General features: G+C 58.8%; 20 protein-coding genes. 11 read left to right on the top strand and 9 right to left on the bottom strand.

Annotation, left to right across the window (positions count from 1 at the left end; all coding sequences use genetic code 11):
- Positions 1 to 245: hypothetical protein (locus H8Z83_RS19415; protein WP_207732065.1), on the top strand; the 245-nt coding region annotated here is incomplete at its 5' end.
- Positions 246 to 495: 250 nt separating this feature from the next.
- Here H8Z83_RS19415 and H8Z83_RS14140 read toward each other — a convergent pair.
- Genes H8Z83_RS14140 through H8Z83_RS14150 form a run of 3 tightly spaced genes read right to left on the bottom strand, consistent with a single transcriptional unit; the run spans position 496 to position 3,290 of the window.
- Positions 496 to 1,071 carry a dipicolinate synthase subunit B gene (locus H8Z83_RS14140; RefSeq protein ID WP_187015630.1) on the bottom strand — a complete coding sequence of 192 codons (576 nt, stop codon included), beginning with the start codon at positions 1,069 to 1,071 and terminating at the stop codon, positions 496 to 498.
- Positions 1,068 to 1,898 (bottom strand): dipicolinate synthase subunit DpsA, encoded by an 831-nt coding sequence (locus tag H8Z83_RS14145; protein WP_187015631.1) that lies wholly within the window; start codon positions 1,896 to 1,898, stop codon positions 1,068 to 1,070. The genes H8Z83_RS14140 and H8Z83_RS14145 overlap by 4 nt, the downstream gene beginning before the upstream one ends.
- 57 nt (positions 1,899 to 1,955) lie before the next feature.
- Positions 1,956 to 3,290 carry a CCA tRNA nucleotidyltransferase gene (locus tag H8Z83_RS14150; RefSeq protein WP_187015632.1) on the bottom strand — a complete coding sequence of 445 codons (1,335 nt, stop codon included), beginning with the start codon at positions 3,288 to 3,290 and terminating at the stop codon, positions 1,956 to 1,958.
- Between the two features lie 130 nt (positions 3,291 to 3,420).
- On the opposite strand from H8Z83_RS14150, the gene murC reads away from it, so the two are divergent.
- From murC to H8Z83_RS14165, 3 genes are read left to right on the top strand one after another with little or no spacing between them, the layout of a single operon-like run.
- Positions 3,421 to 4,815, top strand: a complete 1,395-nt coding sequence (murC, locus tag H8Z83_RS14155) for a UDP-N-acetylmuramate--L-alanine ligase (RefSeq protein ID WP_187015633.1) — start codon at positions 3,421 to 3,423, stop codon at positions 4,813 to 4,815.
- A 2-nt stretch (positions 4,816 to 4,817) separates the two neighbouring features.
- The gene (locus tag H8Z83_RS14160; protein ID WP_187015634.1) at positions 4,818 to 5,360 is read left to right on the top strand and encodes a prolyl-tRNA synthetase associated domain-containing protein; all 543 of its coding nucleotides are present in this window, start codon (positions 4,818 to 4,820) and stop codon (positions 5,358 to 5,360) included.
- Between the two features lie 9 nt (positions 5,361 to 5,369).
- Positions 5,370 to 6,041 carry a hypothetical protein gene (locus H8Z83_RS14165; RefSeq protein WP_187015635.1) on the top strand — a complete coding sequence of 224 codons (672 nt, stop codon included), beginning with the start codon at positions 5,370 to 5,372 and terminating at the stop codon, positions 6,039 to 6,041.
- 290 nt (positions 6,042 to 6,331) lie between these two features.
- On the opposite strand, the gene gltA is transcribed toward H8Z83_RS14165, so the two are convergent.
- Together gltA and H8Z83_RS14175 are read right to left on the bottom strand one after the other, a co-directional pair.
- Positions 6,332 to 7,714 carry an NADPH-dependent glutamate synthase gene (gene gltA, locus H8Z83_RS14170; protein ID WP_187015636.1) on the bottom strand — a complete coding sequence of 461 codons (1,383 nt, stop codon included), beginning with the start codon at positions 7,712 to 7,714 and terminating at the stop codon, positions 6,332 to 6,334.
- Between the two features lie 2 nt (positions 7,715 to 7,716).
- Complete coding sequence (locus H8Z83_RS14175; RefSeq protein ID WP_187015637.1) at positions 7,717 to 8,559, bottom strand: sulfide/dihydroorotate dehydrogenase-like FAD/NAD-binding protein; 843 nt, start codon at positions 8,557 to 8,559, stop codon at positions 7,717 to 7,719.
- A 388-nt stretch (positions 8,560 to 8,947) separates the two neighbouring features.
- On the opposite strand from H8Z83_RS14175, the gene H8Z83_RS14180 reads away from it, so the two are divergent.
- From H8Z83_RS14180 to H8Z83_RS14210, 7 genes are all read left to right on the top strand, one after another.
- Complete coding sequence (locus H8Z83_RS14180; RefSeq protein WP_187015638.1) at positions 8,948 to 9,517, top strand: bacteriocin transport accessory protein; 570 nt, start codon at positions 8,948 to 8,950, stop codon at positions 9,515 to 9,517.
- Between the two features lie 72 nt (positions 9,518 to 9,589).
- Entirely contained in the window at positions 9,590 to 10,993 is a 1,404-nt protein-coding gene (locus H8Z83_RS14185; protein ID WP_187015639.1) for an MBOAT family O-acyltransferase, read from the top strand.
- Positions 10,994 to 11,006: 13 nt separating this feature from the next.
- Positions 11,007 to 12,110 carry an alginate O-acetyltransferase AlgX-related protein gene (locus H8Z83_RS14190; protein WP_187015640.1) on the top strand — a complete coding sequence of 368 codons (1,104 nt, stop codon included), beginning with the start codon at positions 11,007 to 11,009 and terminating at the stop codon, positions 12,108 to 12,110.
- Between the two features lie 169 nt (positions 12,111 to 12,279).
- A complete protein-coding gene (locus H8Z83_RS14195) occupies positions 12,280 to 12,630 on the top strand; it encodes an Asp23/Gls24 family envelope stress response protein (protein ID WP_187015641.1) in 351 nt (116 codons plus the stop codon).
- 16 nt (positions 12,631 to 12,646) lie between these two features.
- Entirely contained in the window at positions 12,647 to 14,323 is a 1,677-nt protein-coding gene (locus H8Z83_RS14200) for a DAK2 domain-containing protein (protein WP_187015642.1), read from the top strand.
- A 61-nt stretch (positions 14,324 to 14,384) separates the two neighbouring features.
- On the top strand, positions 14,385 to 14,735 hold the full coding sequence (locus H8Z83_RS14205; RefSeq protein ID WP_187015643.1) for an arsenate reductase family protein: 351 nt from the start codon (positions 14,385 to 14,387) through the stop codon (positions 14,733 to 14,735).
- Positions 14,732 to 15,700, top strand: coding sequence for a tRNA dihydrouridine synthase (locus H8Z83_RS14210; RefSeq protein ID WP_187015644.1), 969 nt, complete (start codon positions 14,732 to 14,734; stop codon positions 15,698 to 15,700). Before H8Z83_RS14205 ends, H8Z83_RS14210 begins: the two co-directional genes overlap by 4 nt.
- Before the next feature lie 185 nt (positions 15,701 to 15,885).
- Here H8Z83_RS14210 and folD read toward each other — a convergent pair whose 3' ends face one another.
- The 4 genes from folD to yfmF form a co-directional block, all read right to left on the bottom strand.
- Positions 15,886 to 16,725 (bottom strand): bifunctional methylenetetrahydrofolate dehydrogenase/methenyltetrahydrofolate cyclohydrolase FolD, encoded by an 840-nt coding sequence (folD, locus tag H8Z83_RS14215; protein ID WP_187015645.1) that lies wholly within the window; start codon positions 16,723 to 16,725, stop codon positions 15,886 to 15,888.
- A complete protein-coding gene (gene lgt, locus H8Z83_RS14220; RefSeq protein WP_187015646.1) occupies positions 16,709 to 17,785 on the bottom strand; it encodes a prolipoprotein diacylglyceryl transferase in 1,077 nt (358 codons plus the stop codon). Before lgt ends, folD begins: the two co-directional genes overlap by 17 nt.
- 93 nt (positions 17,786 to 17,878) lie before the next feature.
- Positions 17,879 to 19,147, bottom strand: coding sequence for an EF-P 5-aminopentanol modification-associated protein YfmH (gene yfmH / locus H8Z83_RS14225; protein WP_187015647.1), 1,269 nt, complete (start codon positions 19,145 to 19,147; stop codon positions 17,879 to 17,881).
- The gene (gene yfmF / locus H8Z83_RS14230) at positions 19,144 to 20,412 is read right to left on the bottom strand and encodes an EF-P 5-aminopentanol modification-associated protein YfmF (RefSeq protein WP_187015648.1); all 1,269 of its coding nucleotides are present in this window, start codon (positions 20,410 to 20,412) and stop codon (positions 19,144 to 19,146) included. Before yfmF ends, yfmH begins: the two co-directional genes overlap by 4 nt.
- Between the last annotated feature and the right edge of the window lie 150 nt (positions 20,413 to 20,562).

Here is a 20,562-nt window from a genome sequence, read left to right on the forward strand (position 1 = left end):
GACTACGGCCTATTCACCCACAACTTCGTCGCGAGCCTCGTGAAAAGCTCGCTCCGCTGGTGCTTTCTTTTCTCACGTTGTTTAATTTACAAGGTGCACGTCCCTCAAGCGGAACAGTCACTATTATATCAGGCTCAGTTTCGTTTGTCAAGTACTTTTTTCAAATCTTTTTCAGATTTTTCTTCAGATCTTTTCAGATCTTCAAGCACCCGACTCATTCACTTCATCGCCGTCAAACAGCTTAGTTAGAATACCAGACGATCAAGGAAAAGTCAACACGTCTTTCGACGGTTTGTTCACTTTTTTCCGGCTCTCCTAAAATAGTTTACATAATGTTATTATTTTCCACACCTAGCTAATGCTGATTATAGCTATCATCATCTGTGCTTATCTATTTTTTGACGCGTTTCGTCATTTTGCCTTATCAGGTAAATCAGCTGTCAAATTCATGTAAAGGGCCGGACACCGTTTTTCTGTGTCCGGCCCCTCAAAAAACTACTTTAAGAGCAGCGGTTGAAGCTGTTTTCCCTCCAGTGCTGCCTCTACTGTTTTTCCGATCAGCCCAAAATCCGCCGCCAAGGATGCAGGCTTCTTCTCCGGATCATCCTGTCCAAAGGGTACAAAGTAATAATGCTTCCGATTCAACAGCTCCCCGATGTTCTTCGCCGAGGCGGAAAGGCCGTCATTGGTGGAAAAGGCGATCACCACAGGCCTGCCGCACCGCAGATGGGATTTGGCTGCCATGGTCACTGCCGTATCGGTGATGCCGTGGGCCAGCTTCGCCAATGTGTTGCCGGTACAGGGAGCGATGACCAGCACGTCGATCATCCCCTTTGGTCCCAGCGGCTCCACCGACGGAATATCGTAGAGTACCTCATGGCCTGTCAATTCCTCCAGCTGCTCCAGCAGTGCGTCGGACGTTCCGAACCGCGTATCCGTAAAAGCGGCGTTCTCCGACACGATGGGAATGACCGTCTCATATTCTTCCGTCAGCCGTTTCAGCGCCGCAAGCGCCTTTTCGTGAGTGCAAAAGGACCCGCACAGGGCAAAGCCCACCCGCTCCGTTCTCATAAAATGACCCCCTGTTCTTTTATAATAGTATAGACCGTGTCCCGGATCACGGCTCCCGCCGTTTTGGGCATCAGCTTTCCCGGCAGGCCTCTGGCCCAGATACATTCCAATCCCAAAGCCTCGGCGGCGCTCAAATCGATTCCCTGAACGGACGCCACATCCACGCAGAGGCAGCCTGGCTTCAATTCCCGCAGACGGTCCTCACCGAAGATCGGCTCCGGGACGGTGTTGACCACCACATCAAATGCTCCCAAATTCCCTTCCAGCTTTCCAATGTCCGCTGCTTTATAGCCATACGCCTTGGCCCACGCAAGGCTCTCCGGACGCCGAGCCGCTGCCGTCACATGGGCGCCCATGGCCGTCAGTCGGTGGCACAGCAGCTTTCCGATGCGCCCAAAGCCCAGCACCAAACACCGACTCCCCAGCAGCGACCGTTCCAAGCGTTCCAAAATCACCTGGACTGTTCCCTCCGCCGTGGCGGCGGCATTGGCCACTGTCAATTCTTCGCGTCGGAAATAGTCGACAAGCTTCAGGTCCAACTCCGCCGCAAGGGCTGCCTGGGCAGGCTTCACCTGTCCCGCCAGGATCAGCTGATCCCGCCGAAGCTGGCGGAACAGTGCCCCCGCGCCCCGCCGCGGGCCTTCTATGTTCAGGGTATCCCCCTCCTTGCACAGCGGCAGCGGCAAAATCACCACCTCCGCCGCTACGGCAGCGTCCCAATCCATTTCTCCGGCCACGCCGCAGGCCGCCACTGTGTATCCGTCCCGGCGCAGCAGCGCCAGCAATTCCTCCTGTCGGCGGTCACCGCCGATGATTCCAAACAGCAAAATCCACGCACCCCCTTGCCCCAGCGTATGACGCCGACGCAAAGCTGTGCGTGGATCTCATCTGATTTTTCCGGCCGCCGTCAGCAGCGCATCCCGGTCATTGGGCAGCGTTCCGTCCATGACCTGGTCCAATAGCCCTTGCAGCGTCCGGCCCACCGCCGGGCCGGACAGTCCCAGTCCCAGCAGATCGTTTCCGTTCACCGCCAGCTGCTTCAGAGAAAAGCAACTTCCCTTTTCCAGTTCCCGGTCCAGCATGGCCTCGATCCGGTCGATCTCCTTCTGCCGGCCACGGAATTCCTCCGCCTGCCCCATGTTGTCCGCCCGCTGGATGGCGAGAAGGTACCGGAAATTCCGTTCTCCGAAGCGGTTCAGCATCCGGCGGATGCCCTTTTCCGTCTCCACCCGGTGATCATGCCACTCCACCAGCTCACCGATCCGTTCCTTAGCGGCATTGTCGAACCGAAGCCGGTCCATGACGCCGTCGGCAATGCGGCGGGAAACCACGCCGTGTCCCATGAAATGTCCGATGCCCTGCGTGTCCAAGGCGAAGCACTCCGGCTTACCCATATCGTGAAACAGCACCGCCCAGCGGAGCACCGAGTCCGGCGGCGCGGCGTCCAGAGCATGAAGCGTGTGCTCCCATACGTCATAACAGTGGTGGGGGTTCCGCTGGTCAAACCCCACCATCGGCAGGATCTCTGGCAGCCCCGCGCCGATCACGTCCGGGTACCGCCGCAGGACGGACGCTGCCCACGGGCCGCAGAGCAGCTTCGTCAGTTCCTCGTGAACACGCTCCGGGGCCATCTCCCGCAGCAAGTTCCGACAGGTCATCAGTGCCTTGCCGGTTTCCGGTTCGATGGAAAAGCCCAGCACCGCCGCAAACCGCAGGCAGCGCAGGATCCGCAGGGCGTCCTCCGAAAACTGCCGCTCCGGATCGCCCACGCAGCGCAAAATTCCCTCTTGCAGGTCCGCCTGTCCGCCGAAGGGGTCATACACCGTCCCTCGAAGGTCTGTTGCCATGGCGTTGACGGTAAAATCCCGGCGGGCCAGATCTTCTGTCAGATCAGGGGTAAACGTGACCTGTTCCGGATGACGGTGGTCGGCGTAAGCGCCATCCCGGCGGAAGGTGGTGGTCTCCACTTTGCCCTCCTGACAGCAGACGGTCACCGTACCGTGCTTCAGTCCCGTGGGAATAGCCTGGTCGCCGAAAACCTTCATGGTCTCCTCCGGCAGCGCGGAGGTGGTGACGTCCCAATCCTCCGGCATCCGGCCCAGCAGGCTGTCCCGGACGCAGCCGCCCACGCAGTACGCCTGATGGCCCGCCGTCTCCAGTGCCGTCAGCGTTTCCCGCACATAGGCAGGAATTTTTAAGTTCACTCGTTTTTCCCGCATATTTCCCGCCCCTTTCAGTTGCATTTTCCAAAAACACATACTATAATAAGTTGATTTGGAATCGGTACTACTATACACCATTTTCCGCCGTCACGCAATCACGGCGTTTTTTGAAAGGAAGAGCCTTTATATGATGAACAATCCCAAGCCCATTTCCGAATTTCTGGTTCCCGGCAAGCGCGCCCATCTGGTAGGCATCGGCGGCGTGTCCATGTGTCCGCTGGCAGAGGTGCTGGCCGGTAAGGGTCTGCTGGTGCAGGGCTCCGATATGACGGAGAGTGATTCCGTCAAGCATCTGCGCTCCAAGGGCATTTCCGTTGCCATCGGCCACAACGCGGAAAACTTAGGTGACTGCGATTTTGTGATCCGCACCGCCGCCGTCCATGACGGCAACCCGGAGATCGCCGGGGCCATCGCCCGGGGCATCCCCGTCTATGAGCGGGCGCAGGCCTGGGGCGCCCTGATGCGGAAATACCCCAACGCCCTGTGCGTTTCCGGCACCCACGGCAAAACCACCACCACCTCCATGTGCACCCACATTTTTATGGCGGCGGAGCAGGACCCCACCGTGATGATCGGCGGCACATTGCCTCTGCTCCACTCCGGCTACCGGGTGGGCCACGGCGACACCATTATTCTGGAATCCTGTGAATACTGCAACAGCTTTCTCAGCTTTTATCCCACTGTGGCGGTGATTCTGAACGTAGAGGCCGACCATCTGGATTTCTTCAAGGATCTGGGGGACATCCAGCATTCCTTCCGCTCCTTTGCGGAGCTAGTACCGCAGGAGACCGGTCATGTGGTTGCCAACTATGATAACGCCAGCGCCAGAACAGCTCTGAATGGTCTGGACCGCCCTCTGTTCTGGTTCAGCCTCCACGATCCCAAGGCCGACTGCCGCGCGGAGCACATCACCTGGACCGACGGTCTCCCCAGCTTTGACATTGTGATCCACGGCGAGGTCTACGCCCATGTGGAATTGAAGGTGGGTGGCGAGCACAACATCTGCAACGCTCTGGCCGCCGCCTCCGCCGCCTATGTGCTGGGTCTGCCCGGCAGCGCCGTGGAAACCGGTCTGGCCGGCTTTACCGGCGCGGGCCGCCGCTTTGAGTACAAGGGGGAGTATCACGGTGCCAAGGTCTACGATGACTACGCCCACCATCCCGATGAGCTTCACGCCCTTTTGACCATGGCCCGCCAGCTTGGCTATCAGCGGCTGGTGGTGGCCTTCCAGCCCCACACCTATTCCCGCACGGCCAAGCTGTTTGACCGGTTCGTGGAGGAATTGAAGTTGGCAGATGTGGCAGTTCTGGCGGAGATCTACGCCGCCCGTGAGCAGAACACCATGGGTATTTCCTCCGCTGATCTGGCCCGGAACATTCCCGGCAGCGTCTACTGCTCTACTTTAGATAAGGTAACTGCCCAGCTGCGGGAGCTGGCCCGCCCCGGCGACCTGATCCTTACCGTAGGCGCGGGCGACATCTACCGGGCCGGTGAAAAACTGCTGAGCGAAACGGAGGGCTGATGATGACCGTTTCTGAAATTTACACCACCTCCCCCACCCAAGGCCCTGAAAAGGTTCTGGAGAGCTTCGCCCTGTTGGACCAGCTCCACATCCCGTACAGCCGGGTAGAGCACGAGCCTGCCGAGACCATGGAGGCCTGCGCCGCCATTTCTGACGCGCTGGGCATCCGCATCTGCAAAAACCTTTTCCTCTGCAACCGCCAAAAGACTGATTTCTACCTGCTGACCATGCCGGAGGACAAGCCCTTTCACACCAAGGACCTCAGCGCCCAGATCGGCTCCTCCCGTCTCTCCTTCGCCCCGCCGGAACTGATGGAAGAGCTGATCCACTGCACCCCCGGCTCCGCCAGCGTTTTAGGACTGGCCTATGACACGGAGCATCGGGTCCGGCTGCTGATGGACCGGGAAACCTACGAGGCGGCGCAGTTCGGCTGCCATCCCTGCCTGAACACCGGCAGCCTGCGAATGGCCACCGCCGACCTTCTGAACGTGTTCCTCCCCCATACCGGCCACACGGTCACGGTAGTGGACCTGCCCAATAAATAAGGAGGCGCCATGAAAAAGTTGATTGCCGCACTGTCCCTGCTCTTTGTTCTCTCCCTCACCGCCTGCGGCAACTCCGATGCCGCGCTCCGACAGGAAAACGAAGCCCTCCGCCAGCAGATATTGGCTTTGGAGGCTGAACGGGACAATCTTACCAAAGAAAACAAGGATCTGACTGAGGAAAACGCCGCGCTGGACGACACAGCCCCAGAATCCGGGGACGATGAGGCCAATCCCATCGACCGCTTCTTTGAAGGTGTGGATGTCGGTTCCTCCACGGCAGAGATGAACGCCGTGGCCGACAGTTGGGCCGGTGCTTGGGAATCCGAATGTCGGAATGCTGCCAAGTGGCTGAAGGGACAGCTCCCGCTTCAGGAGGATCAGGCATTGGTGGATGCTTACATCGCCTCTGCCGAGGAACAGTCCGCCCGGATGGACATTATGGCTATCTATCCCATTGCGGACCTCACTCTTCCGCAGACTGACCGGAGCGCTTCCAGCGGCACCCTCCGGGGCGTCCTCTGGGCGGGAGCTCATCAGCAGATCTGGAAGGACACCTTCTATCAGCTGCTGTATGTGGCCCCGGACTACACCAGCGGCGTGGATTCCGCCGTGTCCTATCAGTTTCTCTTTGACGTAGAGGCAGCACAGACGCAGCTGGACTCGTTGCTTTCCGCAGATTGAAAAACGTTGTCCATTGTAACCGAATTATAGTTGACATAAAATCCACCCCATATGCTGTTCTCAAAAACAGATGTGGGGTGGATTTTATGAAGCATACGTGCTTGCATTGTTGGCCGCAGCATTACCTCCTCTCCCTCACCGCCTACGGCGGCTCCCAACCGGACGCGCCGGCACTGGAACCCGCAGGCTGACCGCTTCAGGTTTCCGTGCAAAGTTCTCCATTCAAGCTCAACACTCCTTATAAAAAAATCCTGCCGCAATGCGGCAGGATTTTTTTATAATAGGATTCTTTACTTGCTGAGAGCCTCATCGATGGCCTTGGCAGCAGTCTTGCCTGCGCCCATGGCCAGAATGACGGTAGCAGCGCCGGTCACGGCGTCGCCGCCAGCGTAAACGTGCTCGCGGGAGGTCAGGCCGTCCTCGTTGACCACGATGCCGCCCTTCTTGTTGATCTCCAGACCCTTGGTGGTGGACTTGATCAGGGGGTTGGGGCTGGTGCCCAGAGCCATGATAACGCAGTCCACGTCCAGCTCGAACTCGCTGCCAGGAACCTCAATAGGACGGCGGCGGCCGGAGGCGTCAGGCTCGCCCAGTTCCATCTTGATGCAGCGGATCTTGTTGACATTGTCGTTCTCGTCGGCCATGATCTCCACAGGATTGTTGAGGGTCTTGAAGATGATGCCCTCTTCCTCGGCGTGCTCCACCTCTTCCTTACGGGCGGGGAGCTCCTCCATGCCGCGGCGATAGACCACATAGACCTCGGCGCCCAGACGCTTTGCGCAGCGGGCGGCGTCCATAGCCACGTTGCCGCCGCCCACAACAGCCACCTTCTTGGGGTGCTGGATGGGAGTGTCGGAATCAGGCTTATAGGCCTTCATCAGGTTGATACGGGTCAGGAACTCGTTGGCGGAGAGGACGCCCTTGTAGTTGACACCGGGGATGTTCATGAACATAGGCAGGCCAGCGCCGGAGCCGATGAACACGGCCTCGAAGCCCTGCTCCTCCATCAGCTCGTCCACGGTGATGGTACGGCCGATGACGGTATCGGTGGCGATGGTAACGCCCAGCTCCTTCAGGCCGTCCACTTCTTTCTGAACGATGGTCTTGGGCAGACGGAACTCGGGGATGCCGTACACCAGAACGCCGCCAGCCAGATGCAGAGCCTCAAACACGGTGACGTCATAACCCTTCCGGGCCAGGTCGCCGGCACAGGTCAGGCCGGAGGGACCGGAACCCACCACAGCCACACGGTGGCCGTTGGAAGCGGGCTTCTCCGCAGCGCCGGAAGCATGCTCACGGTGCCAGTCGGCCACGAAGCGCTCCAGACGGCCGATGCCCACAGGCTCGCCCTTGATGCCGCGGACGCAGTACTTCTCGCACTGGCTCTCCTGGGGGCAGACACGGCCACAAACAGCGGGCAGAGCGGAGGTAGCGGCGATGATCTGATAAGCGGCCTCGAAATCGCCCTTGGCGACCTCGGCAATGAAATCAGGGATATGTACCATCACGGGGCAGCCCTGCATGCAGGGCTTGTTCTTGCAGTTCAGGCAGCGGGTGGCTTCATCCAGAGCCTGCTCCTCGGTGTAGCCCAGAGCGACCTCGTCAAAGTTCTTGTTCCGGACGTTGGGGTCCTGAGAGGGCATGGGATTCTTCTTCAAAGACATATTGGCCATGGTTATTCGGCCTCCTTCTTGAACAGGTTGCAGGTCTCCTCGTACTTGTGGGCCTCGAAGTCCTTATACATCTGGTTCCGCTTGACTGCCAGATCCCAGTCCACCTTGTGACCGTCAAAGTCAGGACCGTCCACGCAGGCGAACTTCATCTCGCCGCCCACGGACAGGCGGCAGCCGCCGCACATGCCGGTGCCGTCGATCATGATGGGGCTCATGGAAACGGTGGTGGGGATGCCGTAAGGCTCCGTGGTCTTGGAGACGAACTTCATCATCACCATGGGGCCGATGGCGAACACTTCATCATACTGGTTGCCGGCGTCGATCAGCTCCTTCAGAGCCTCGGTGACCAGACCCTTGCGGCCATAGGAACCGTCATCGGTGCAGACGATCAGCTTGTCGCTGGACTTCTTGAAGTCCTCCTCCAGGATCACCAGATCCTCGGAGCGGAAGCCCACGATGGCATGGACCTCAGCGCCATCGTCATGGAACTTCTTCAGCACGGGATACGCAATGGCGCAGCCCACGCCGCCGCCCACAACGGCGACCTTCTTCTTGCCCTCGGTCTCGGTGGGCTTGCCCAGAGGTCCCACGAAGTCTGCCAGGCAATCGCCTTCCTTCATGTGGCTGAGCTTCACAGTGGTGGCACCAACCGTCTGAACAATGATGGTGACGGTGCCCTTTTCGGGATCATAGGCGTTGATGGTGATGGGGATACGCTCGCCGTTTTCATCCGTCCGCAGGATGATAAACTGACCGGGCTGAGCCTTTTTGGCAATGAGGGGCGCTTCGATCTCATAGAGAGTTACGGTGGGCCTCAGTGCCTCTTTTCTCACGATTCGGTACATATTGGTGTCTCTTCCTTTCCTATCTGAAATTCTTCCAACATAATAAATCGCACATTGTCTGAATTTTAACATAGGTGCTTTCATCCGTCAACTGCTTTGGAGAAAAAAAGCGCGAAATTCTCAGAAACCGTGCAAATTCTTTGCCATCCCGCCCTTTTTAACGCTCCCGCGGCCGACGCTTCCCTGTGTCAAAACCGCTTTCCGGGCCTGAAAACCGCCGAAAACCCGTTTCAAAACCAGAATTCTATGGTATACTACCAAACAGGCGCAATTTTTCCCCGGAAAAAATTTCTTCAAATTTTCGGGAACTTTTTTCGTTCCCCTGCGTCTATGGTATACGGTGCCGCCTCGGCGACCATTCAAAAAACTTTCTGCAAGGAGAACACACATGAAAAAAATCACTTCCTTGGCGCTGGCTCTCGCGCTGGCCCTGACCCTCACCGCCTGCGGCAAGAAGGACAACACCGCCGGTAATGGCGATTCCAGCGTGCCCGCTGACGCCACCGCTCTGCTGACCGCCGTGTGGGACGCTCACTCCGACGACGAGAAGTTCCCAGCTGCCGGCGGCGACTATGAAAATCCCGTGGAGGACGCCCCCGGCGCCGTGAGCATTGCCGACGCCGACAATCTGAACTACATGCTGACCCTGCCCGTGGAGGATGCCGGTAAGATCGACGGTGCCGCCTCCCTCAGCCACATGATGAACGCCAACACCTTCACCTGCGGCGCTTTCCACGTCACCAGCAAGGACGATGTGGAGACCGTTGCCAGCGACCTGCGGGATGCCATCCAGTCTAAGCAGTGGATGTGCGGCTTCCCTGACAAGCTGGTGATCTTCACCTACGATCAGTATGTGGTGTCCCTGTACGGCGACGAGGAGTTGGTGAACACCTTCCGCGACAAGTTCACCGCCACCTATTCCGACAGCACCATCGCTTATGACGAGGCGATCCTGTAACGTTTCCGCTTTTCTCACAGCGTCCGCACCGAATCGTGCGGACGCTGTGAAATTCAATTTTGGAGTTGCCCTATGCTGTTTTCCAGTATTCCGTTTCTCTATACCTTTTTACCCTGCGTCCTGATCCTGTACTTTCTGGTCCCCGGCTGGCTGAAAAATACAGTGCTGCTGCTCAGCAGTCTGTTTTTCTATGCCTGGGGTGAGCCCCGCTTCGTGGTGTTCATGGTCATTGCCATCGTACAGGGTTATGTATTCGGCCTGCTGGCTGAAAAATTCCGCGACCGGCCCAAACGGGCCAAGCTGTGCCTGTGGGCCTCCGCCGTTGTCAGTCTGGGACTTTTGGGCTACTGCAAGTACGCCGACTTTTTCATCAGCGGCTTCAACACCCTCACCGGGCTGTCCCTCCCGCTGCTCCATGTGGCCCTGCCCATCGGCATCAGCTTTTACACCTTCCAAATTCTGAGCTACGTCATCGACGTATACCGGGGCGATGTGACTGCCCAGCGGAATCTCATTGACCTTGCCGCGTATGTGGCCATGTTCCCCCAGCTCATCGCCGGGCCCATCGTCCGATACGCGGACATCGCTCCCCAGTTGAAGCATCGCACCCACACGCTGGCCGATGCTGCCTACGGCGCCCGCCGCTTCATCCTCGGCCTTTCCAAAAAGGTGCTGCTGGCCAATGTCCTCTACGAACTGATCTCCGCCTACAAGAGCGCCGCGAACGTCTCCGTCCTGTTCGTCTGGCTTTACGCCGCAGCCTATGTGCTGCACCTTTACTTCGACTTTTCCGGTTACAGCGATATGGCCATCGGTCTGGGCCGCATCTTCGGATTCCATTTTATAGAAAACTTCAACTATCCCTACATCTCCGCCAGCGTCACGGAGTTCTGGCGGCGGTGGCACATGAGCCTGGGCAGTTGGTTCCGGGACTATGTGTACATCCCGCTGGGCGGCAACCGGGTCTCCAAGGCCAAATGGTTCCGCAACATTTTCATTGTCTGGCTGCTGACGGGCCTGTGGCACGGCGCGGCATGGACCTTCATCCTGTGGGGGCTGTTCTTTGCCGTGTTCCTGACGGCGGAAAAGCTCTGGTACGGCGAAGCTCTGGCCCAGACACGATTCCTGAAGCATCTCTATGTTCTGCTGCTGATCGCAGTCAGCTTCGTTATCTTTGATGCCGCCAGTGTGTCGGACGCCTTCCGTACCATCGGTTCCCTGTTTGGCCTGGGTGGGCTGCCCCGTTCCGACGTTCTGGCCCGCTATTATTTTGACAGCTACTCCGGCGTGTTCCTTGTAGCAATCGTGGGCGCTACACCACTGCCCGCCAAGATCGTCCGGCAGTTCTCCGAGGATGGCCCCGGCAAAAAGATCATGTCCGTTGTGGAGCCGGTGGTGCTGCTGGCCCTGCTGGCGGTGGTCACCGCCTATCTGGTGGACGGGTCCTTCAACCCGTTCCTGTATTTCCGCTTTTAAAGGAGGTCCCGCCATGTTTGAAAAATGGAAAAGCATTCTCACGGTGGGGCTCCTGTCCGCGTTTGTTCTGGGTTTTGGCATCTGGGCGGCGGTCAAGCCCGCCGATGCGCTCTCCACCAGTGAGCGCCGCCCGCTGGCCCAGATGCCGGAATTGTCCGCAAGCAGCTATCTCTCCGGCAAATTCATGTCCGGCTACGAGGATTACGCCACGGACCAGTTTCCTCTGCGGGAGCAGTTCCGCACCCTGAAAGCCCTGATGGGGCTGTATGTGTTCGGCCAGAAGGACAACAACGGCGTCTATCTGGCAGACGGCTCTGCCGCCAAGCTGGAATACCCCCTGAATGAAGACTCCGTTGCCCACGCTGCCGACCGGTTCCGCTATCTCTACGAGACCCTCATGGCCGGGACCAACGCCAAGGTCTACCTCTCCGTGATCCCCGACAAGAATTATTTTCTGGCGGAGGCCAACGGCTATCCCGCTCTGGACTATCAGGCCCTGACGGACGCTCTCCGGAAGCAGACGGAGTTCGCCGCGTATATCGACCTGTTCGGCACGCTAACCGCAGATGACTACTACCGCACCGATTCCCACTGGCGGCAGGAAAATCTGCTGACCACAGCGGATACGCTGGCCGCCGCCATGGGCGCCGCGCTGCCGGACAGCCGCTATACAGAATGGACACTGGACCGGCCATATTACGGCGTGTATTACGGCTACGCCGCCCTGCCCATGGAGCCGGACCGGCTGACTTACCTCACCAGCGACCTTCTGGACGCCTGCACGGTGTACAATTACGAGACTGGTAAGACCGGGCCTATTTATGATCTGGCAAAAGGTGCCGGCAAGGACCCCTACGAGCTGTTCCTCTCCGGGTCCGTGTCGCTGCTGACCATTGAAAATCCCAATGCGGATACAGACCGGGAACTGGTGATCTTCCGGGACTCCTTCGGCAGCTCTCTGGCCCCTCTGCTGGTCCCCGGCTATGCCAAGGTGACGCTGGCGGACATCCGCTACCTCCCCAGCAGCCAGATGGGAAAGTACCTGACCTTCACCGATCAGGATGTGCTGTTCCTTTACAGCGCCCCGGTGCTGAACAACAGTGAAACTCTGAAATAAGCCGCAAAGCGTCTGCCGGAAATGGCAGGCGCTTTGGACTTTTCTGCGGAAATGAGGCAGTTTCCTTTTTTATCTTGTACTTTTGAAAGAAATCATATATAATAGTAGCCTGATAATTATGCTCCGAAAGTGCGCTCTGCGTCGGAGCAGCGGAAAGGAAGGTTATCCTATGCTGAAATTTCATTCGGAACAGGGCGAGATCTCCGTCTCCAGCGCTGTTTTTTCCAACATTACCGGCATGGCTGCCACCAACTGCTTCGGTGTGAAGGGCATGGCCTACCGCTCCATGACGGACGGTCTGGTCCATCTGCTGCGGCGGGAGGCCATGAGCAAGGGCGTCAACGTGATCTATAACGAGGACGAATCCATTTCCATTGAGCTCCACATCATCGTGGAAAACGGCGTCAACATTCCCGCAGTGTGCCGCTCCATCATGAACGAGGTACGCTACGTGGTGAATAAGAACACCGGTGCGGAGGTCCGCGCTGTGGATGTGTTCGTAGATTCCATGATCCTGTGAGGAGGACAGCAGAAGAATGAGTAAAGAAATCACCGGCGCGCTTTTCAAGCAGATGATCCTGCACGGGGCCGCCGCTATCACGGCCCAGAAGCAGGCCATCAACGATCTTAATGTATTCCCCGTGCCGGACGGTGACACGGGCACCAATATGTCCATGACCATCGCCACCGCTGCCGAGGCGCTGCGCAAGGCCGCTCCCGCCTCTGTGGGACAGGCGTCCTCCGTCACCGCCTCCGCTCTGCTTCAGGGTGCCCGGGGCAACTCCGGCGTCATCCTCTCCCTGCTGTTCCGGGGCCTTTCCAAGGCTCTGAAGGGCATGGAGACCGCTGATGCCGCCGCCTTCGCCGCCGCCATGCAGGAAGGTGTGGCCGCCGCTTATAAGGCCGTTATGAAGCCCGCCGAGGGCACGGTGCTGACGGTTTCCCGCCTCGCTGCCAAGCGGGCGGTGGACACCGCCGCCGAGGGGGCCGATGTGGAGGCCACCTTAGCCGCCGCCATTGAAGAGGGCTACGACGCCCTGGCCCAGACCACGGACATGAACCCGGTGCTGAAAAAGGCCGGCGTGGTAGACGCAGGCGGTAAGGGCTACCTGCTGATTCTGGAGGGTATGCTGGCAGAGCTCCGCGGCGAGCCCATTCCCGAAAGCATGGAGGAGCCTGAAACGCACAAGGAAAAGGCTGACTTCAACGCTATGGCGCAGGAGGAGATCACCTTTACCTTCGACACCGTGTATGTGGTGCGCAAGGCCCGGGAGGACATCGACCTCATGCCCCTGCGGGCTTATCTCAGCAGCATTGGCGACAGTCTGGTCATCGGCGAGGATGACGAGACCTTCAAGGTCCATGTCCATACCGACATTCCCGGCGCGGCCCTGACGGAATCCCAGAAATACGGCACACTGGAGCTGGCGAAGGTTGAGAATATGCGCTCTCAGGCCGACGCGCTGGCCGCTGGCCAGACCGCCCAGAGCACCGATGATCTGGACGCCATTGAGGAAGAACTGGAAAACGGAGAAAGCGGCCACAAGGTAGCCGCCCCTGAAAAGGCCGTGGGCTTTCTGGCCATCTGCGCCGGCGACGGCCTTGCCGCCGTGTTCCGGGATCTTGGCTGCGACGCCGTGGTTTCCGGCGGTCAGACCATGAACCCCTCCACGGAGAGTATTCTGGCCGGGATCGATCAGGTCCCCGCTGAGACCGTGTTTGTTCTGCCCAACAACGGCAACATCATCATGGCTGCCCAACAGTGCCAGGGCCTGACGGAGAAAAACGTGGTGGTCATCCCCAGCAAGACTGTTCCCCAGGGCATCACCGCCATGATGAACGTAGACCCGGAGGCGGAGGTCGCATCTATTACGGAGGCCATGACTGAAGCGCTGTCCACCGTCACCACCTCCCAGATCACCTATGCCGCCCGGGATTCCGATTTCGATGGCTTCGAGATCCATCAGGGCGACTATCTGGCCCTGAAGGAAGGCAAGCTGTTCGGTACCGACACCCAGCTGGACGCTCTGCTGGAAAAGCTGGCGGAGGAAGGGAAGGACGCCTCCTTCATCTCCCTGTACTACGGTGAGGATGTCACCGAGGAGGCCGCTCAGGCCGCAGGCACCCGGTTTCAGGCCGTCTGCCCTGATGCGGAGATCAGCGTGCTCTCCGGCGGTCAGCCTGTATACTACTATATCATTTCCTTTGAATAATCCCCAATTACAAACAGGGCAGTCCATCGGACTGCCCTGTTCTTGACAAAAGGAGAACGCTATGCTGTTTTTGTGCTATCCCAAGTGCTCCACCTGCCAGAAGGCCAAGGCCTGGCTGGAGGAACGGAGCATTTCCTATGATCTGCGGGACATCAAGCAGAACAACCCCACCGCCGAGGAGCTGACCGCGTGGTATCAGAAAAGCGGTTTGCCTCTGAAAAAGTTTTTCAACACCAGCGGTCTGCAATACAAGGCCCTCGGCCTGAAGGAGAAGCTGCCCGCCATGAGCGAGGCGGAGCAGCTCGCTCTGCTGGCCACCGACGGGATGCTGGTGAAGCGCCCTCTGCTGGTGGGTGAGAACTTCGTTCTCACCGGCTTCCGCGCCACGGAATGGGAAGCGAGACTGGTATGATCCAGACGATCGACTTCGCCCCACTGGACGGCATCACCAAAATCGTGTTCCGTCAGGTGTGGAGCCAGTTTTTCGGCGGCGTAGACCGCTATTTCATTCCCTTTTTCTCCCCCACCCCCCACCATCTGATGACACCCCGGGATCTCCGTGAAGTGGACTATATCCACAACGCCAATCTCCCCTCGGTGCCGCAGGTGATGACGAAAAACGCCGACGATTTCCTCTGGGCCTGCAACGTCCTCAAGGACATGGGCTACACGGAGGTCAATCTGAATCTGGGCTGCCCCTCCGGCACCGTTACCGCCAAGGGCAAGGGCTCCGGGTTTCTGGCCCATCCGGACGAACTGGCCGCCTTTTTTGATGAGGTGTTTTCCAAAAATCCCCTGCCGGTGTCCGTCAAGACCCGGCTGGGCTATGAGACGCCGGAGGAATTTGCCGCTCTGCTGGACCTCTACAACCGCTATCCCATCGCCTGTCTCACCGTCCATCCCCGTGTGCGGAAGGAAAAATACCGGGGGCCTGTCCATCTGGACACATTTACCGACGCACTGGCAAACAGCCGGAATCCCGTGTGCTACAACGGCGATCTGCGGACAGCGGATGAGGTCCGGGTCTTGGAGACTCGGTTCCCGACGGTCACGCATGTGATGATCGGCCGGGGACTGGTGGCGGATCCGGCGCTGGCCCGGAAGCTCCGGGGCGGCAAGGGCACCGACCGGAAGGAATTGACAGACTTTCTGGCTGCGCTGTATCAGGGCTATACGGACTTCTATCAGGGGCAGGTCCCCACTGCCGCCCAGCGGATGCGGGAGGTGTGGTTCTACCTGATCCATCTGTTTGATGACGCGGAAAAGCTGAATAAGCAGCTTCGCCGGTTCCGCACCCCCTCGGAATATGAACGGATCCAGGCAGAAATTCTGGCCTCCTGTCCGATTCGGTCTAACGTTCAGGGGGATCTGATCTAAGCACAAAACTTCATGCATGAGCAGCGCGCCACGAACATGCACAAATGCCAGTGCGTGAAGTTTTCGTGCATCATTTCCGGTTGCCCCGCAGGGGCGAGGAAATGGCACATTTTTTATTTTTCTGTGCTTTTGCATAGCAAAAAACTTCTCCAGTCAAACTGGAGAAGTTTTTTGTTGAAATACCGTTATTTCAAATGAGCCTCCGCGGCGGTCAGGATATTCCGCATGAGCATAGCCCGAGTCATGGGGCCAACACCGCCGGGAACCGGGGTAATGTAGGACGCCTTCGGCTCCACGGCGGCAAAATCCACATCCCCGCAGAGCTTTCCGGCCTCGTTCCGGTTCATGGCCACGTCAATGACCACTGCGCCATCCTTCACCATGTCGACGGTAACGCAATTCACCTTTCCAACGGCGGATACTAAAATATCCGCCTGCCGGGTGATGTCCGCCAAGTCCGGCGTTTTGGAATGGCACAGCGTCACGGTGCCGTCCGCCTGAGTCAGCAGCGCTGCCATGGGTTTGCCCACGATGTTGCTGCGGCCCAGCACCACACACCGCTTTCCCGCCGGGGAAATGCCATATTCCCGCAGCATTTCCATAACTCCCGCCGGGGTACAGGGCTGGAACACCGGATCGCTGATGTTCAGCCGCCCCACGTTGTAGGGATGGAAGCAGTCCACATCCTTTTCCGGGGCGATGGCAGCGATTACCGCCGCCTCCTCCAAGGGCTCGGGCAGGGGCAGCTGCACCAGAATGCCGTCCACCGCCGGATCACGATTCAGTTTTTCAATGAGGTCCAGCAGTTCCTGCTGGGTGGTCTCCGCCGGGAGCCGGTAGGGAAAGCTGCGGATGCCGCACTCTCCACAGTCCGCTTCCTTACCCCGGACATAGACCTGCGAGGCGGGGTCCTCCCCTATCAGCACCACCGCCAGCCCCGGCTGACGGGGCAGCTTGGCGGCTTTCTCCGCTACCTGGGCCTTTACCTTGGCCGCAAGGGCTTTTCCGTCAATTCTCGTTGCCATGCGTCTCTCCCTTTTCCGGTTTCTCCTGTGTTTCCGTATCCGGAACGGTCTCGGCGTCAGGGGACTCCACAGCCTCCGTCTCCAACGGGTCCGCCGCTTCTCCCTCCGTAGGCACTTCGTTCATAAGGGTCTCCGCCAACACGGCGTCCTCCGCTTCCGCAGCGGCCAGACGCGCTTTTTCTGCCGCCACCTGATGGACCCACAGGCTCTCCGGCGACCGCTTCTTGATGCGGATATTATAGAACAGCATAAAGGCTGCCACCGCCACCATCACAATACTCAGCGCCTGAGACACCCGGATTCTCTGTCCGAACAGCTCCCAGTTGAAGAGGTACAGGCTGTCGGTCCGCAGGCCCTCGATCCAGCTGCGGCCCAGACCGTACCACAGGAAATAGAACCAGGTGTTCTCCCCGTCAAACCGACGGCCCTTGGACACGATGAACAGGATCAGCAGCAGGCCGATCAGATTCCAAAAGCTCTCATAGAAAAAGGTAGGATGGACCTCGATGCTGGTATACTGGCTGACCCACAGCTTCATCCGCCAGGGCAGGGTAGTCTCCCCGCCGAAAGCCTCCCGATTGATGAAATTGGCCCACCGGCCGATGATCTGGCCTAACAGCAGGCCCATCACCGCTACATCGCCCATGGCAAAGAACGGAAGCTTATGGCGCTTTGTGTAGGCCAATGCCACCAATACGCCTGCGATCACCGCGCCGTAAATAGCCAGTCCGCCGTCCCAGATCCGGAACATGGCACCCCAATCCAGGCTGCCGTCCGTATTCCGGTAAAGGTCCAGATAGAACAGAACATAATAGAACCGGGCACCGATGATGCAGCAGGGCACCGCCCAGAGCACCATGTCCATAATGTTGTCCTCAGTCAGGCCATAGTGTTTGGCCTGCTTCATGCAGAGATACAGCCCCGCCAGCATGGCAAATGCCAGAATGATCCCGTACCAGTAGATTCCGTGGCCGATATGGATGGCCACCGGGTCAATGTTCAATTCCCAATCCCCGAACAGGCCGGGGAAGCTGATGGGCATGTTTTTCAGTGCGCTCACAACAGGTTCTTCCTTTCGGCGGCAAAGAGTTTACCCCGCCGCATATGTTTTCTGCAAGAGACCCAACGGGCCTTTTCGTCTCTTCCCAAAGACTTATTGTTTCGGCACGATCCGGCTGAGGACCATCCGCTCCGCCGTGACATTGGTTTTCAGGAACGCCGCAACGTCCTCCGGCGTGATGGATTCAAATACCTCCGGGAAGCGGAGGGGATCATAGCCGTGGAAATAGCCCTCCGTCAAGGTCACAGCGATGTTCTCAAAGGAGTTCAGTCCCCGGAGATTGGCGCCGAAGGATGCCTTGCGGATTCGCCGGAAGTAGTCTTCGTCCACGCCCTCCGCCGCGATGCGGGCAGCCTCCCGCAGGATGGCGTCGGTGACGGCATTGGCATCCTTGCTGTCGCCGCCGGCGTAGAGATAAGCCACGCCGGGCATCATCTCAAAGGCACCGCCGAAGCTGGGGTTGATGAGGCCCTGCTCATAAAGCCGCTGATACAGCGCGCTGGACTCCCCCATCAGAATATCGCTGGCCATGTCACCCAGAATGGCGGCGCGCATATAATCGTCGCCCTCCGTCGCCGGGGCACACTTGAAGCCCGCCAGGAACTGCGGTGCGGAGACCTCCATCTCCAGAACGGTCTCCTTCTCCGCCACGGTCTCCGGCTCCGTGCCGTAATCCCGCTCAATGATGGGGCCGCTGAGCTTGGGCAGCACCCGGTTGGCCAGATCGATCACATGGACCGGGTCCACGTCGCCCACCACCGTCAAAATCATGTTGGCCGGGGTATAAAATGCCTTATGGCAGTCATACAGCGTGTCCGCGGTGATTTCGGCAATGCTCTCCACTGTACCGGCAATGCTGGTGCGGGCCGCATGGCGATGATACATGGCCCGCAGCATCCGGGTGTAGATCTGCCAGTCGGGGTTGTCCTCGATCATGCGGATCTCCTGACCGATGATGCCCTGCTCCTTGGCAACGCTCTCGTCGGTGAAATAGGGAATGGACACAAAGGACAGCAGGATCCGCAGGTTTTCCTCAAAATGCTCCGTGGAATCGAAATAGTAGGCCGTCATGGCGTTGGAGGTGAAGGCGTTGGGCTCCGCGCCGTTTTTCGCCAGCTCCTGCAAGGCGTTGCCCTCCCGGGTGTCGAACATCTTGTGCTCCAGATAATGGGCGATGCCCGCCGGGGTGTTCAGCCACTGCCCGTCCAGACAGAACCGGGTATCCATACCGCCGTAGCGGGTGGAGAAAAAGGCGTACTTTTTGGCGTAGCCGGGCTTAGGCACCACGCAGACCTCCAGTCCGTTGGTCAGCCGTTCCCGGCAGACTGCCTCGCCGATCCGCTCATAAAAAGTCTCTTTCACGCTTCCCCCTCCTTCCCCTTCAGGAAATACACCGTATCCAGCTTCACGGTGCTCATGGCCCGGCAGATCCGTTCCGCCGTCATATCCTGAATGGCGCGGGCCAGGTCCGCCGGGGTCTCATGCTGCCCTGTGGCAGCCTGCCCCAGATAAAAGTTTTCCAGCTTGCCCTGAGAATCGCCAACAGTTGCATAGTTGTTCAGCAGCGTGGAGCGGGCGCCTTCCAGCTCCCAGTCCTCCAGCTCACCCTTCTGAACCGCCTCCATCTGGGCCATGATCTCATCGTAAGCCCGCTGATAGTTCTGGAACTCAATGCCGGAGGACACGGTGATGAGGCCCTTCTGCCGGTGGTAGAGGGAGGACGCGTAATAGCAGAGGGACAGCTTCTCCCGGACGTTCAAAAACAGCTTGGAGTTGCTGGAGCCGCCGAAGAGGGTATTACCCATCAGCAGAGCGGGCATATCGTCACTGCCGCAGGAAAAACCCATGCCCAGCTTGCCCTGGGTCACGTCCAGCACATCCTCCACATGCTGCACGGATTCCCGGCAGACGTGGGGCGCCGCCGTGGAGATCACCCGGACCTCCTCACGGGGCAGGGTGGCAAATGCCGCCGCCAACGCCTGCTTTACCCGTTCCAGATCGGCGCTGCCGCTGTATATGATCTCCAGCGGCGCTGTGGAGATCAGATCGCGGTACTGGGTATAGACCTTCAGCGCTTGCAGCTTGTCCACCGTCTCCTCGTCGCCCAGACGGGGCACGGCGTAGGCCTCTCCGTCGCACAACGCCCGCAGCAGACGGCTGTCCGCCCAATCCCGCTTATCGTTGATGAGAGACCGGATGGCCTCCAGCAGATTGGTCTTTTCGCTTTCAAAATACTCCGGCACAAACCGGCCGTGGTAGGTGACAGGATCGCAGATCAGCTCGCCCAGCAGCGCCGCCGCCGGTTCCAGCAGCCGTTCGCCGTCGGGAGCGTACCGATCGTCAATAAAGCTGGCCACAAAGCCCACGCACTGGTTTTCGCCTTTTTTTCGCACTGTGTAGTCGATGGAGGCATCGTAGAGGTTGTCCATCTTTGCGGAAAGCGCTCCCATATCGGGACAGCTTACCGTACCCCGCCGCAGCACCGCCGCCAGCAATGCGTTGGCTCCCGCCGTCTCCCGCCGCAGGGGCGTGACGAACTGTGCGGAAAGCAGACTGGTTTTGAATTTTCTCGCCGGCAGATAGGTCAGGTGGACGCCCTCTGCCAGCCGGATGCGTGTCGCTTCCAAATCATCAACTCCTTATGGACCGCGCAGGCAGCCCGTTCAATGTCAATACAGAGCTTATTATATGTCAAATATATGAATAATTCAAACCTTTTTCTGTGGGCCTCTCCATCATTTTTGCCACTGTGCGCAAAAAGCGGAAAAACCGGCGGT

The organism is Dysosmobacter segnis (assembly GCF_014297285.1).
Classification (GTDB): Bacteria; Bacillota; Clostridia; order Oscillospirales; family Oscillospiraceae; genus Oscillibacter; species Oscillibacter segnis.

Bases quoted from the DNA above. Each gene is read 5' to 3' on its own strand.
- H8Z83_RS14140 (WP_187015630.1), bottom strand. From the start codon at position 1,071: ATGAGAACGGAGCGGGTGGGCTTTGCCCTGTGCGGGTCCTTTTGCACT.
- H8Z83_RS14150 (WP_187015632.1), bottom strand. From the start codon at position 3,290: ATGCGGGAAAAACGAGTGAACTTAAAAATTCCTGCCTATGTGCGGGAA.
- murC (WP_187015633.1), top strand. From the start codon at position 3,421: ATGATGAACAATCCCAAGCCCATTTCCGAATTTCTGGTTCCCGGCAAG.
- H8Z83_RS14160 (WP_187015634.1), top strand. From the start codon at position 4,818: ATGACCGTTTCTGAAATTTACACCACCTCCCCCACCCAAGGCCCTGAA.
- H8Z83_RS14165 (WP_187015635.1), top strand. From the start codon at position 5,370: ATGAAAAAGTTGATTGCCGCACTGTCCCTGCTCTTTGTTCTCTCCCTC.
- gltA (WP_187015636.1), bottom strand. From the start codon at position 7,714: ATGGCCAATATGTCTTTGAAGAAGAATCCCATGCCCTCTCAGGACCCC.
- H8Z83_RS14175 (WP_187015637.1), bottom strand. From the start codon at position 8,559: ATGTACCGAATCGTGAGAAAAGAGGCACTGAGGCCCACCGTAACTCTC.
- H8Z83_RS14180 (WP_187015638.1), top strand. From the start codon at position 8,948: ATGAAAAAAATCACTTCCTTGGCGCTGGCTCTCGCGCTGGCCCTGACC.
- H8Z83_RS14185 (WP_187015639.1), top strand. From the start codon at position 9,590: ATGCTGTTTTCCAGTATTCCGTTTCTCTATACCTTTTTACCCTGCGTC.
- H8Z83_RS14190 (WP_187015640.1), top strand. From the start codon at position 11,007: ATGTTTGAAAAATGGAAAAGCATTCTCACGGTGGGGCTCCTGTCCGCG.
- H8Z83_RS14195 (WP_187015641.1), top strand. From the start codon at position 12,280: ATGCTGAAATTTCATTCGGAACAGGGCGAGATCTCCGTCTCCAGCGCT.
- H8Z83_RS14200 (WP_187015642.1), top strand. From the start codon at position 12,647: ATGAGTAAAGAAATCACCGGCGCGCTTTTCAAGCAGATGATCCTGCAC.
- H8Z83_RS14205 (WP_187015643.1), top strand. From the start codon at position 14,385: ATGCTGTTTTTGTGCTATCCCAAGTGCTCCACCTGCCAGAAGGCCAAG.
- H8Z83_RS14210 (WP_187015644.1), top strand. From the start codon at position 14,732: ATGATCCAGACGATCGACTTCGCCCCACTGGACGGCATCACCAAAATC.
- folD (WP_187015645.1), bottom strand. From the start codon at position 16,725: ATGGCAACGAGAATTGACGGAAAAGCCCTTGCGGCCAAGGTAAAGGCC.